This window comes from Rhizobacter sp. P2_H2, from assembly GCF_056403375.1.
The window spans coordinates 1-12,199 of the sequence record NZ_JBFUFP010000071.1; the positions used below are offsets into that span (position 1 = coordinate 1).

11 protein-coding genes and 1 riboswitch are annotated in these 12,199 nt (G+C 68.7%); of the genes, 10 read left to right on the forward strand and 1 reads right to left on the reverse strand.

All coding sequences use genetic code 11. From position 1 onward, the window contains the following. The 4 genes from AC1D15_RS07105 to AC1D15_RS07120 form a co-directional block, all read left to right on the forward strand. Positions 1-348, forward strand: a 348-nt coding sequence (locus AC1D15_RS07105) for an EAL domain-containing protein (protein WP_477825445.1), incomplete at its 5' end; no start/stop codon positions are given. Between the two features lie 84 nt (positions 349-432). Then, a complete protein-coding gene (locus AC1D15_RS07110; RefSeq protein WP_047509748.1) occupies positions 433-795 on the forward strand; it encodes a hypothetical protein in 363 nt (120 codons plus the stop codon). Then, positions 792-1,535: a zeta toxin family protein gene (locus tag AC1D15_RS07115; RefSeq protein ID WP_477825446.1), complete on the forward strand. Its 744-nt coding sequence runs from the start codon at positions 792-794 to the stop codon at positions 1,533-1,535. The genes AC1D15_RS07110 and AC1D15_RS07115 overlap by 4 nt, the downstream gene beginning before the upstream one ends. Before the next feature lie 97 nt (positions 1,536-1,632). Further along, positions 1,633-2,682, forward strand: a complete 1,050-nt coding sequence (locus tag AC1D15_RS07120; RefSeq protein ID WP_477825447.1) for a homocysteine S-methyltransferase family protein — start codon at positions 1,633-1,635, stop codon at positions 2,680-2,682. Positions 2,683-2,687: 5 nt separating this feature from the next. On the opposite strand, the gene AC1D15_RS07125 is transcribed toward AC1D15_RS07120, so the two are convergent. Next, positions 2,688-3,308 (reverse strand): OmpA family protein, encoded by a 621-nt coding sequence (locus AC1D15_RS07125; protein ID WP_477825448.1) that lies wholly within the window; start codon positions 3,306-3,308, stop codon positions 2,688-2,690. A gap of 118 nt (positions 3,309-3,426) precedes the next feature. Next, a riboswitch (S-adenosyl-L-homocysteine riboswitch) is annotated at positions 3,427-3,502 on the forward strand. 58 nt (positions 3,503-3,560) lie between these two features. Between AC1D15_RS07125 and metH the strand changes: the two genes are divergently transcribed. The 6 genes from metH to AC1D15_RS07155 all read left to right on the forward strand — a co-directional run bounded on the left by metH (position 3,561) and on the right by AC1D15_RS07155 (position 12,056). Next, positions 3,561-6,332, forward strand: coding sequence for a methionine synthase (gene metH / locus AC1D15_RS07130; protein ID WP_465110412.1), 2,772 nt, complete (start codon positions 3,561-3,563; stop codon positions 6,330-6,332). Between the two features lie 246 nt (positions 6,333-6,578). After that, positions 6,579-8,336, forward strand: a complete 1,758-nt coding sequence (locus tag AC1D15_RS07135; RefSeq protein ID WP_047509758.1) for a DUF1800 domain-containing protein — start codon at positions 6,579-6,581, stop codon at positions 8,334-8,336. 11 nt (positions 8,337-8,347) lie between these two features. Then, entirely contained in the window at positions 8,348-9,820 is a 1,473-nt protein-coding gene (locus tag AC1D15_RS07140; RefSeq protein ID WP_465110413.1) for a DUF1501 domain-containing protein, read from the forward strand. A gap of 48 nt (positions 9,821-9,868) precedes the next feature. Then, a complete protein-coding gene (locus tag AC1D15_RS07145) occupies positions 9,869-10,477 on the forward strand; it encodes a glycine zipper 2TM domain-containing protein (RefSeq protein ID WP_465110414.1) in 609 nt (202 codons plus the stop codon). A gap of 156 nt (positions 10,478-10,633) precedes the next feature. Then, positions 10,634-11,353 (forward strand): hypothetical protein, encoded by a 720-nt coding sequence (locus tag AC1D15_RS07150; RefSeq protein ID WP_477825449.1) that lies wholly within the window; start codon positions 10,634-10,636, stop codon positions 11,351-11,353. A gap of 55 nt (positions 11,354-11,408) precedes the next feature. After that, positions 11,409-12,056 carry a sigma-70 family RNA polymerase sigma factor gene (locus tag AC1D15_RS07155; RefSeq protein ID WP_477825450.1) on the forward strand — a complete coding sequence of 216 codons (648 nt, stop codon included), beginning with the start codon at positions 11,409-11,411 and terminating at the stop codon, positions 12,054-12,056. Positions 12,057-12,199 lie beyond the last annotated feature (143 nt).

The following is a 12,199-nucleotide window of genomic DNA, read 5'->3' on the forward strand; positions in this document are numbered from 1 at the left end:
GGCTATTCGAGCCTGAGCTACCTGCGCAAGCTGCCGTCGGAGGAGCTGAAGATCGACCGCAGCTTCGTGCTCGACCTGGAGAGCAGCGCCGATGCGCGCGCGATCGTCGACGCGGTCGTCAAGCTGGCGCAGGCGCTCGGGCTGAAGGTGGTGGCCGAGGGCGTCGAGACCGCGGAGCAGCAGGACATCCTGCGCTCGCTCGGCTGCAACGAGCTGCAGGGCTTCCTGTTCGCCAAGCCGATGTCGGCCAAGGCACTGGCGCTGTGGGCGATGAACGACGAAGGGCCGGCGCCGATCGACTTCCGGGCCTCGCTGTTCAGCGACACCATTTCGTCGGCCACGTTCTGATTGAAGGGAAGCGGACACCGCGGTCGCGGATTGGGCACAATGCCGGCACGACGCAAGTCAACCCGCGCAGCTACCGACACTGCCATGTCCGCCAAGAAGCCACCGATCGCCGCCAAGACCGTTCGCCGGGACATCGGCAAAGTCATCGTGAACACCGCCCTGAGGGGAGAAGGCGTTGCGACGATCCATTTCGGTGAGGTGAGCGTGAAGGCGGCTTCGCCCAAGGCGGGCGAACTGCGGCGCAACGTCACCATCGGCCAGGCCGCCATGGCCCGAGCGATGCCGAAGCTGGTGAAGCCGGGGATTGCATTCAAGACGGCGCCATCAACGCCGCTCTTCCGTGCCGATCCGCTGGACCCGAGCCGCCTGATCCGCGAGGTGAATGGCAGAGTCTCGACGGGCACGTTCGTCAACGGGAAGTTCAAGGTGGTGAGCACCAAGCGATGACGTCGCTGGCGCAGGCCGTCGATGAAGTCCGCCGTGAACAGCGGCGCGCCGGGAAGCCCTTGGCGGTGATCCTTGCGGGTCACAACGGCTCGGGGAAATCGACGATGTGGCTGCGGCACCTCTCGCCGAGCTTCCGGATCCCGCTGGTCAACGCCGACCGGATGATGTTGTCCATCCTGCCCGAAGCCGATCATGAAGGTCGTTTGATCAAGTGGGCCCAGGCACTGCGCGACACCGACGAGAGCTGGATGAAGGTGGCTCAGAAGGGTGTCGAGGCCTTCGTCGCCCAGGCGATGGCGCGCGGCGTTCCCTTTGCGATGGAAACGGTCTTCTCCTACTGGGAAGCGTTGCCCAACGGCAAGTTCGCGTCCAAGATCGACCTCATCCGTGAAATGCAGGCTGCCGGTTACTTCGTGCTGCTGTTCTTCGTCGGGCTGTCGAACGTCCGGTTGTCGATCGGTCGGGTGATGACCCGAGTCGCGGAGGGGGGCCACAACGTCGACGTCGACAAGCTCGTCGAGCGGTTTCCGCGCACGCAGCGGGCGATCGGCGCCGCCGCCTCGGTGGCCGACGCGACCGTCTTCACCGACAACAGCCGCGGCAAGCGGCAGGCCTTCACGGTGTGTCGGATCCAGATCGGCGAGCGCGAGGCTTTCGACATTCGCAGTGGCGCGCGACGCCGGATCCCCAGTGAAATCGGCGAGTGGCTGAACGTCGTCAGTCCCAAGGTGCTCCCGTAGACCGAGGCCCCCCGGCCGGGCCACTGCGACAACAATGTCACTGGGGTCCCCTTGTCATTGGAGCGACGGGGCTGCAAGGGTTTCCTACAATCGCGCAATGAACGCCCCCGTCTACACCCGTGGCGCGGCCCTGCCGCAGATCCTCTCGCAACGCATCGTGGTGCTCGATGGTGCGATGGGCACGATGATCCAGCGCTACAAGCTCGGCGAGGCCGACTACCGCGGCGAGCGCTTCGCCAGCCATCCGAAGGACCTGAAGGGCAACAACGAGCTGCTGCAGTTCACGCGGCCCGACGTGATCCGCGAGATCCATGAGCAGTACCTCGCGGCCGGCGCCGACCTGATCGAGACCAACACCTTCGGCGCGACCAGCGTCGCGCAGGACGACTACGGCCTGGGCGAGGTGGCGCGCGAGATGAACGTGGTGGCCGCGCGGCTCGCACGCGAGGCCTGTGACAAGTACGCCACGCCCGACAAGCCGCGCTTCGTGGCCGGCGCGCTCGGCCCGACGCCGCGCACCGCGAGCATCAGCCCGGACGTCAACGACCCGGCCGCGCGCAACGTGAGCTTCGACGAACTGCGCGCCGCGTACTACGAGCAGGCGGCGGGCCTGCTCGAAGGCGGCTGCGACCTGTTCCTGGTGGAGACGATCTTCGACACGCTGAACGCGAAGGCGGCGATCTTCGCGCTCGACGAGCTGATGGAAGACACCGGCGAGCGGCTGCCGGTGATCATCTCAGGCACGGTGACCGACGCGTCGGGGCGCATCCTGTCGGGGCAGACGGTCAGCGCGTTCTGGCACAGCGTGCGCCACGCGAGGCCGATCGCGATCGGGCTGAACTGCGCACTCGGCGCGACGCTGATGCGGCCGTACATCGAGGAGCTGGCCAAGGTGGCCGGCGACACCTTCATCAGCTGCTACCCGAATGCGGGCCTGCCGAACCCGATGAGCGACACCGGCTTCGACGAGACGCCGGAGATCACCGGCAGCCTGGTCGAGGAGTTCGCGCGCGCCGGCTTCCTGAACATCGCCGGAGGGTGCTGCGGCACGACGCCGGCGCACATCGCCGAGATCGCGAAGCGGGTCGGCGCGTACCGGCCGCGCTCGCGGCACGATCCGTTGTTCTCAGGATTGCTGGCCGCGTAGCCCGGCTACTTGCTGCCTGAGCGCACCGCCCGTTCGCCGATCAGGATCTCGACGCGCCGGTTCGCCGCGCGGCCGGCCTCGTCGTCGTTGCTGCCGACCGGGTCGCGCGAGCCGCGACCGGCCACGCCGATCTTCACTGGCGACAGGCCGCGCGCCACCAGCCAGTCGCGCGCACTCGCCGCACGGTCCAGCGACAGCGCATCGTTGCCGGCCGCCGAGCCCTTGCTGTCGGTGTGGCCGACGATGCGCAGCTCCAGCTGCGGCTGGCTGCGCAGCACCGCTGCCACCTTGTCCAGCAGCCCGGTGGCGACCGGCTTCAGCGCCGAGCGGTTCGGCTCGAACGCGACATCGCCCGGCAGCGWGAGCCACAGTCGCTCGTCGGTCGTGCGCGCCAGCGCCATCGGCGTGCCGTTCAGGCTGGAGGCCAGTTGCCGCTCGACCGCCTCCATCTGCGGCGACCAGCTGCGCGCCGCGCCGGAGGCCGCCTGGCCATAGACCGGGCCCGGCGCGGAGCCGGGCACCGAGGGCGCCGGCGCCGGCAGCGGCTTGACCTGCGGCGCGCCGCAGGCAACCAGCAGCGCGGCAACCGCGACGGAGAGAGCGAGGAATCGTGTGTTGTTGTTCACGGCAGAAGCAGTCCAGTCGTGGATCCCGGATTGGACACGCTCCGTGCACCACGACCGCATCAGGGGCTTGCCGAGTTGTAACCAAGCCGCTCACGGGGCCTGGCCGCATAAAATGCGCCTCTCCAAGGAGCGTTGCGACGGCGGCCCATCGGGCTGCCGCCAGGCTTGGAAGCTTGCAACCACGCTCACCCCTCGCATGATGAATCCGCATGCGCCCCGGGTGAGCTCCGGGGCGGTGCCAGCCGACCCGCCATGACCGCCTCCGCCTCTCTGTCGTCGCCGACGTCTACCGCCCGTCCCGTTCCGCCGATGAAGCTGTCCGGGCTGGAACCGGTGCTCATCGGGCAAGGCAGCCTGTTCGTCAACATCGGCGAGCGCACCAACGTCACCGGCTCGAAGGCCTTCGCGCGGATGATCCTGAACGGCGAATTCGAGCAGGCGCTCAGCGTGGCGCGCCAGCAGGTCGAGAACGGCGCCCAGGTGATCGACATCAACATGGACGAGGCGATGCTCGACAGCAAGGCGGCGATGGTGCGCTTCCTGAACCTGATCGCCAGCGAGCCCGAGATCGCGCGCGTGCCGATCATGATCGACAGCTCGAAGTGGGAGGTCATCGAGGCCGGCCTGAAGTGCATCCAGGGCAAGGGCATCGTCAACTCGATCTCGATGAAGGAGGGCGTCGAGCCCTTCATCCACCAGGCGAAGCTGGTGCGCCGCTACGGCGCCGCGGCCGTGGTGATGGCCTTCGACGAGAAGGGCCAGGCCGACACCTTCGAGCGCAAGGTCGAGATCTGCGAGCGCGCCTACCGGATGCTGGTCGACGAGGTCGGCTTCCCGCCGGAAGACATCATCTTCGACCCGAACATCTTCGCGATCGCGACCGGCATCGAGGAGCACGACAACTACGCGGTCGACTTCATCAACGCGACGCGCTGGATCAAGCAGAACCTGCCCGGCGCCAAGGTGTCGGGCGGCGTCTCGAACGTGAGCTTCAGCTTCCGCGGCAACGAGCCGGTGCGGGAAGCCATCCACACCGTGTTCCTGTACCACGCGATCCAGGCCGGCATGGACATGGGCATCGTCAACGCCGGCATGGTCGGCGTGTACGACGACCTCGAGCCGACGCTTCGCGAGCGCGTCGAAGACGTGGTGCTGAATCGCCGCCCCGACGCCGGTGAGCGGCTCATCGAGATCGCCGAGACCGCCAAGGGCGCCGCCAAGGACGACAGCGCCAAGCTCGCCTGGCGTGCCAAGCCGGTGCGCGAGCGCCTGAGCCATGCGCTGGTGCACGGCATCAACGACTTCATCACCGAAGACACCGAAGAGGTGTACCAGCAGATCAAGGCCGGCGGCGGCCGCCCGCTGCACGTGATCGAAGGCCCGCTGATGGACGGCATGAACGTCGTCGGCGACCTGTTCGGCCAGGGCAAGATGTTCCTGCCGCAGGTGGTCAAGAGCGCGCGCGTGATGAAGCAGGCGGTGGCCCACCTGCTGCCCTACATCGAGGAAGAGAAGCGGCTGCTGGTCGAGGCCGGCGGCGAGGCGAAGGCCAAGGGCAAGATCGTGATCGCCACCGTGAAGGGCGACGTGCACGACATCGGCAAGAACATCGTCACCGTCGTGCTCCAGTGCAACAACTTCGAGGTCGTCAACATGGGCGTGATGGTGCCCTGCCAGGACATCCTCGCGCGCGCCAAGGTCGAGGGCGCCGACATCATCGGGCTGTCCGGCCTGATCACGCCGAGCCTCGAGGAGATGCAGTACGTCGCTGCCGAGATGCAGCGCGACGAGCACTTCCGCATCAAGAAGATCCCGCTGCTGATCGGCGGCGCCACCACCAGCCGCGTGCACACGGCCGTGAAGATCTCGCCGCACTACGACGGGCCGGTGGTCTACGTGCCCGACGCGAGCCGCTCGGTCAGCGTCTGCAGCGACCTGCTGAGCGACGACAAGGCCGCCGCCTACATCGCCGAGCTGAATGCCGACTACCTGCGCGTGCGCGAGCAGCATGCGAACAAGAAGGCCACGCCGCTGGTGACGCTGGCGCAGGCGCGTGCCAACAAGACGCCGATCGACTGGGCCGGCTACGCACCGACGGCACCGAAGTTCACCGGCCGCCGCGTGTTCCGCAACCAGGACCTGGCCGAGATCGCGCAGTGCATCGACTGGGCCCCGTTCTTCCAGACCTGGGACCTGGCCGGGCCCTACCCCGCGATCCTCACCGACGACGTCGTCGGCGAATCGGCGCGCCGCGTGCTGAGCGACGGCCAGCGCATGCTGAAGCGCCTGATCGAAGGCCGCTGGCTGACGGCCAACGGCGTGATCGGGCTGTACCCGGCCAACACCGTCAACGACGACGACATCGAGATCTACACCGACGAGACGCGCAGCGAGGTGCTGATGACGTGGCACGGGCTGCGCATGCAGACAGAGCGGCCGGTGATCGACGAGAACGGGCAAAAGAAGCGCCGCCCCAACCGCTGCCTCGCCGACTTCATCGCGCCGAAGGGCTCGGGCGTGGCTGACCACATCGGCCTGTTCGCGGTGACCTCCGGCATCGGCACCGAGAAGAAGGAGAAGCAGTTCCTCGACGACCTCGACGACTACAGCGCGATCATGTTCAAGGCCCTGGCCGACCGCCTGGCCGAGGCCTTCGCCGAGCGCATGCACCAGCGCGTGCGCACCGAGTTCTGGGGCTATGCGGCCGATGAAGCGCTGCGCAACGACGAGCTGATCGCCGAGAAGTACCGCGGCATCCGCCCCGCGCCCGGCTACCCCGCGTGCCCGGACCACACCGTGAAGGCCGAGATGTTCCGCGTGCTGCAGTGCGCCGACATCGGCATGGCGCTCACCGAGAGCCTCGCGATGACACCGGCCGCCAGCGTCAGCGGCTTCTACCTCGCGCACCCCGAGGCGACGTACTTCAACGTCGGCAAGATCGGCGACGACCAGCTGCAGGATTGGGCCGCGCGCAGCGGCCAGGATGCGTCGCTGGTCAAGCGTTCGCTGTCGGCGCTGTTGTGACGGAGGGATGACGACGCCGCGGCAACGGCTGTTGCTCCGCGTTACATCCGAAGCATCCGAACGCATCGCCGACCGTTCACGTCATCTCGGCACAGACCTCGACGCCAGATAGCCCGGCCCATCTGTCAAGGATGGGCGCTTTTCCAGCCGACACCCTGTAGGCGGTGTCCGACGATGTCGCTGGTATGTCTCCTGCACGCAATCGACCCGTATCAGGTCGTACGCACCGCACCGAGGGGGACTGAAGTGACATCGCTTCCATCGACATTCGCCATCCGCAAGACATCCCGCCTGTGGGCCGGTGCGCTGTTGATCAGCCTGCTGGCCGCGTGCGGCGGCAACAAGAACGACGAAGACAGCGCCGCCGACGCCGGCCCGCCGCCGACCAAGGAGGCCGCGGCCCGCTTCCTGACCCAGGCCACCTACGGCCCGACCGCGGCCGACATCGACCAGCTCGCACAGGTCGGCTACCGGCGCTGGCTCGAGCAGCAGATGGCCAAGCCGCAGAAGCGGCACCGCGACTACATGACCGCGGCGATGAATGCCGCGGCAGCGGCCGGCACCAACGTCACCTCCAGCAACTTCATGGAGTCGTACTGGACGCAGGCGATCACCGGCGACGACCAGCTGCGCCAGCGCGCGGCCTACGTGCTGTCGCAGATCTTCGTGGTGTCGTTCGTCGATTCGACGCTGAGCAACCTGCCGCGCGGCGTGGCCGACTACTACGACGTGCTGGGCCAGCATGCGTTCGGCAACTACCGCGACCTGCTCGAGGCGATCACGATGCACCCGATGATGGGCGCCTACCTGACCAGCCTGCGCAACCAGAAGGAAGACGCGAAGACCGGCCGCGTGCCGGACGAGAACTATGCACGCGAGATCATGCAGCTGTTCTCGATCGGCCTGTACCAGCTGAACCCCGACGGCACCGTGAAGAGCGGCAACCCCGAGACCTACACGCACGACGACATCGCCGGCCTCGCCAAGGTGTTCACCGGCCTGAGCTGGTACGCCGGCCCCAACACCGCCGACCGCACGCGCACCCGCTTCTTCGGCGGCGACGTCAACGCCGACCGCGACTGGAAGCCGATGCAGGGCTACAACAAGTACGCGAGCAACACCGATTTCCACTCGGCCACCGAGAAGAAGTTCCTCGGCAAAACCATTGCCGCGACCGACAAGCCGGATGTCGAGGGCGACATCAAGGTCGTGCTGGACACGCTGTTCAACCACCCGAACGTCGGCCCCTTCCTCGGCCGCCAGATCATCCAGCGCATGGTGACCAGCAACCCGAGCCCGGCCTACGTCGAGCGCGTGGCGGCGGCGTTCAACAACAACGGCAGCGGCGTGCGCGGCGACCTGGGCGCGGTGTTCCGCGCGGTGCTGCTCGACCCCGAGGCGCGCAGCGCCGACACGGCGCGCAACGACTACGGCAAGCTGCGCGAGCCGGTGATGCGGCTGGCCCACCTGCTGCGCACCTTCCACGCGAAGTCGACCACCGGCAAGTTCCAGGGCATCGACAACACCGACGACCCGGCCGGCCGGCTGGGCCAGACCCCGATGCGCTCGCCGACGGTGTTCAACTTCTACCGCCCGGGCTACACGCCGCCGAACACCAGCATCGAGGCGGCCGACCTGGTCGCGCCGGAGCTGCAGCTGGCCAACGAGGTGTCGGTGGCCGGCTACCTGAACTACCTGCGCGGCTGGATCGCGATCAACACCGGGCGCGACGTGCAGCTCGACTTCTCGGCCGAGCAGGCGCTGGCCGACAAGCCGGAGCTGCTGCTGGACCGCCTGAACCTGCTGATGATGTCGGGGCAGATGCCGGCCGCGCTGCGCACGCAGCTGCTGTCGGCCGTCAACGGCCGGATGATCCCGCCGGTGCGCAAGGACACCGCGGGCAAGGTCATCAACCAGACCGACATCGACGCCGCCACGCGCGATCGCGTGGCCATCGCGGTATTCCTGACGATGGCCTCGTCTGACTACCTGACCCAGAAGTGAGGAACCGCGACATGTCTTCCAACCAAGCCTCCCGCCGCGAATTCCTGCGCCGCGCGACCATCCTGTCGGGCTCCGTCGGTTCGGCCGGCCTGCCCTTTGCCTTGAACATGGCCACGATGGGCGCGGCCGTCGCGCAGACCGCCAGCGACTACAAGGCCATCGTCTGCCTGTTCATGTACGGCGGCAACGACTCCGCCAACATGGTGCTGCCGTGGGACGACGCCTCGTGGCAGACCTACAGCACGCTGCGCGCGACCGCACCCGACCCGATCGCGCTGAAGCCGGTCGGCACCGCGGTGGATGCCACGGCCGCGGCGGCCTCGCCGGCCGCACTCGGCGGCGTGCTGTCGATCGCGTCGAAGAACCTCGCGAACCCGGAGAACGCGTCGCGCAAGTTCGCGCTGCACCCGAGCATGACCGAGACCAAGGCCTTGTTCGACCAGGGCCGCCTGGGCATCATCGCCAACGCCGGCCCGCTGGTGACGCCGCTGACCAAGGCGGAGTACCAGAAGGGCACGAAGGCGCGCCCGGCCAAGCTGTTCTCGCACAACGACCAGCAGTCGATGTGGCAGGCGCTCGGCCCGGAAGGCGCGCGCGTCGGCTGGGGCGGGCGCTTCGGCGACCTGCTGGCCGGCAGCAACACCAGCTCGACCTTCACCAACATCTCGGTGCAGGGCAATGCGGTCTACATGGCCGGCAACTCGGTGTTCCAGTACCAGGTGACCAACAACGGCGCGACGGCGATCGGCGGGCTGACCGGCTCGCTGTTCGGCTCGGCCGCGGCGACGACGGCCTTCAAGTCGATCATCACCGCCGACAACCAGAACCTGCTGGGCAAGGAACACCAGGTGATCGTGCGCCGCTCGATGGACGCGCAGGCCGCGTTCCAGTCGGCCTTCACCGCATCGACCGTCACCGCGCCGACGCAGTACTACAACCCGGCGCAGCGCGCCAACGCCAACAACGGCCTCGCGCAGCAGCTGCAGACGGTGGCGCGCATCATCGGCGCGCGCACCGCGCTGGGCACCAAGCGGCAGGTGTTCTTCGTCAGCATCGGCGGCTTCGACACGCACGACAACCAGAACCGCGCGCATGCCGACCTGTACGCGCGCATCTCGCACGCGATCAACTACTTCGATGCGACGCTCGGCACGCTGGGCGTGCGCGACCAGGTGACGCTCTTCACCGCGTCGGATTTCGGCCGCACCTTCACGAGCAACGGCGACGGCACCGACCACGGCTGGGGCGGCCATCACTTCGTGCACGGCGGCGCGGTCAAGGGCGGCGACGTCTACGGCCGCTTCCCGCTGGTCGGCATCAACCACGATGACGAAGTGGGCTCGGGCAGCCTGCTGCCGGGCATCGCGGTCGACCAGGTCGGCGCGACGCTGGGCAAGTGGTTCGGCGTCAGCGATGCCAACCTCGACATGGTTTTTCCCAATCTCGCGAACTTTTCGAAACGAAATCTGGGCTTTCTGGGTTGATGATCGCGTTCGTGAACGTTTTTCCTTTCTCTTGAACCAGGATTTGCCATGGACAGCTCTTCTTCTGCCAACCTCGCCCTCGACCCCTCGGCCACGCCGGGTGCCGCGGCGCCCGCAGCGCGCCGCACGGCGTGGTGGGTCGCCGGTGGCCTGGGTGTGGTCGGCGCCGGCGCGCTGGCGGCTGCACTGACCAGCGGGCCGAAGCCCGCGCCGGTCGAGCCGGCCGCACCGGTGGCGGCCACCGCATCGGCCAAGGGCAAGGCCAGCCACGCCGCCAAACCGGCACCGGCCACCACCACTGCGGCCGCCGACATCTGCGCCAACTGCGGCACCGTCGAGAGCGTGAAGACCGAGACTCGCAAGGGTGAAGGCACCGGCATCGGCGCGGTCGCCGGCGGCGTGCTCGGCGGCGTGGTCGGCCACCAGATGGGCGGCGGCAACGGCAAGAAGGCGATGACGGTGCTCGGCGCCGTCGGCGGCGGGCTGGCCGGCCACGAGGTCGAGAAGCGCGCCCGCAGCACCACCGTCTACCAGGTGCGCCTGCGCATGGACGACGGCACCACCCGCACCGTCACGCAGCAGACCGCCCCCGCGGTCGGCGGCCGCTTCGAGGTCGAAGGCAGCACGCTGAAGGCGATCCCGCTGCCGAAGGCTTGAAGTTGCCCACCCCCGAAGCGCCTTCGGCGCCTCCCCCTCAAGGGGGCACCGCCAGCGGCCCGGCGAAGCCGGTTCCGCGGCGGTCGCTTGGCTATGCCGTGTCGTGCATGGCGGGTGACGCTCTGCGCGATGGATCGGTGATATGACCATTGGCGCATGAGTGCGCCGTTGGTCTTGCGCGCCGTCGCGACGGCCGCAGCGGCGCTGGCCCTGTCCGGCGCCTGGGCCCAGGAGGTCGACGCCACCGTCGGCGCCAGTTCGGCGCTGCTGGTGCGGGGCGTCGCGCTCGGCAATGCCAAGCCGGTGCTGCAGGCCGGCGTGTCGGTCGACAGCGCCGACGGCTGGCTCGCAGGCATCGGCGTCGCCACGTTGCGGCCCTCCACCGATCAAGGCTGGACGACCCAGTTGTACGCCAGCGCCGGCCGTGCGTTCCGCCTCGACGACGACTGGAGCGCGCAGCTCGCGGCCAGCCACTACGCCTACCCGTTCGACGACTACCTGCGCAGCTTCGACCGCGACGAGTTCGCCTCGACGCTCGCGTGGCGCGACCGCGTGGTCGCCTCGGTCACCGCGCTGCGCCAGACTGCCGCGTCGCCGAACGGCCACCGCAGCGGCTGGGCCGCCGACCTGGTGCTGCGCCAGCCGCTGGGGCGGTTGGCGGGGGCCTCTTTCGCACTGACGGCCGGGCTCGGCCACCAGGACCAGCAGCGCCGCGCCGCCTTCAGTTACGACTACGGCCACCTCGGCCTGAGCGGGCGCATCGGCAGCCGTGTGCAGTACGAGCTGTCGCGGGTCGCGACCGACCACCGGGCGCGCGAGTGGTTCGGCGCGGCGGCCGATTCGCGCTGGGTCGGCAGCCTGACGGTCGGCTTCTGAAGCCGATTTCCAAAAATACTTGCAACTTTCGCGGCGCCCGCGCGTACACACCGGTATGCCGCTGCTTTCGCTGATCCGCGCCCGCCCCGCCGCCGCCCGCCTGGACGATGCGGACGAGGCCGCGCTGCTGCGCCGCATCGCCGACGGCGAGCGCGCGGCGCTGGCGGCGCTGTATCACGGCTACCACCGCCGCCTCGACCGCTTCCTGGCCCGGCTGACGCGCCGCGCCGACGTGGTGGAGGAGGTGATCAACGACACCTTCTGGATCGTCTGGCAGAAGGCCGGCGAGTTCCGCGGCGAGTCGCGGGTGTCGACCTGGATCCTCGGCATCGCCTGGCGCTGCGCGCTGAAGACGCTGCGCGAGCACGGCGAGGAGCCGGTCGAAGCGCCCGCGGATGAACAAACCCACGAGCTGCATGCCCTCGACGACCCCCACGCCCGCCACGAGCTGGCCGACTGGGTCGCCAAGGGCATGCGCCGCCTCAACGCCGAGCAGCGCGCGACGATGGAGCTGGCCTACGGCGCCGGCCACTCGCTCGACGAGGTGGCGCAGATCATGGACTGCGAGCTCAGCACCGTGAAGGCGCGCATGTTCCACGCCCGCGCGAAGCTGCGCCAGGTGCTGCCGATGCTGGCCGGCGTGTCGCCGGTGCGCCGCCCGGGCCGCGAGGGCCGCAAGGAGTACGACGATGAAGAAGCATGACGCCGATGACGATTCCACCGACCTGGCCTGGCAGCGTGCGCTGCGCCAGGCGATGGCCGAACCGCCGCCGCCGCTGACCGATGCCGAGGCGGGGTTGAAGCGGTTGATGCGGCGCATCGACGAGGCCGAGGCCGGCGCCGCGC

What these genes read in the sequence shown, in the direction of transcription:
- AC1D15_RS07110 (WP_047509748.1), top strand. Translation starts at nt 433, where the DNA reads ATGTCCGCCAAGAAGCCACCGATCGCCGCCAAGACCGTTCGCCGGGAC.
- AC1D15_RS07115 (WP_477825446.1), top strand. Translation starts at nt 792, where the DNA reads ATGACGTCGCTGGCGCAGGCCGTCGATGAAGTCCGCCGTGAACAGCGG.
- AC1D15_RS07120 (WP_477825447.1), top strand. Translation starts at nt 1,633, where the DNA reads ATGAACGCCCCCGTCTACACCCGTGGCGCGGCCCTGCCGCAGATCCTC.
- metH (WP_465110412.1), top strand. Translation starts at nt 3,561, where the DNA reads ATGACCGCCTCCGCCTCTCTGTCGTCGCCGACGTCTACCGCCCGTCCC.
- AC1D15_RS07140 (WP_465110413.1), top strand. Translation starts at nt 8,348, where the DNA reads ATGTCTTCCAACCAAGCCTCCCGCCGCGAATTCCTGCGCCGCGCGACC.
- AC1D15_RS07145 (WP_465110414.1), top strand. Translation starts at nt 9,869, where the DNA reads ATGGACAGCTCTTCTTCTGCCAACCTCGCCCTCGACCCCTCGGCCACG.
- AC1D15_RS07150 (WP_477825449.1), top strand. Translation starts at nt 10,634, where the DNA reads ATGAGTGCGCCGTTGGTCTTGCGCGCCGTCGCGACGGCCGCAGCGGCG.
- AC1D15_RS07155 (WP_477825450.1), top strand. Translation starts at nt 11,409, where the DNA reads ATGCCGCTGCTTTCGCTGATCCGCGCCCGCCCCGCCGCCGCCCGCCTG.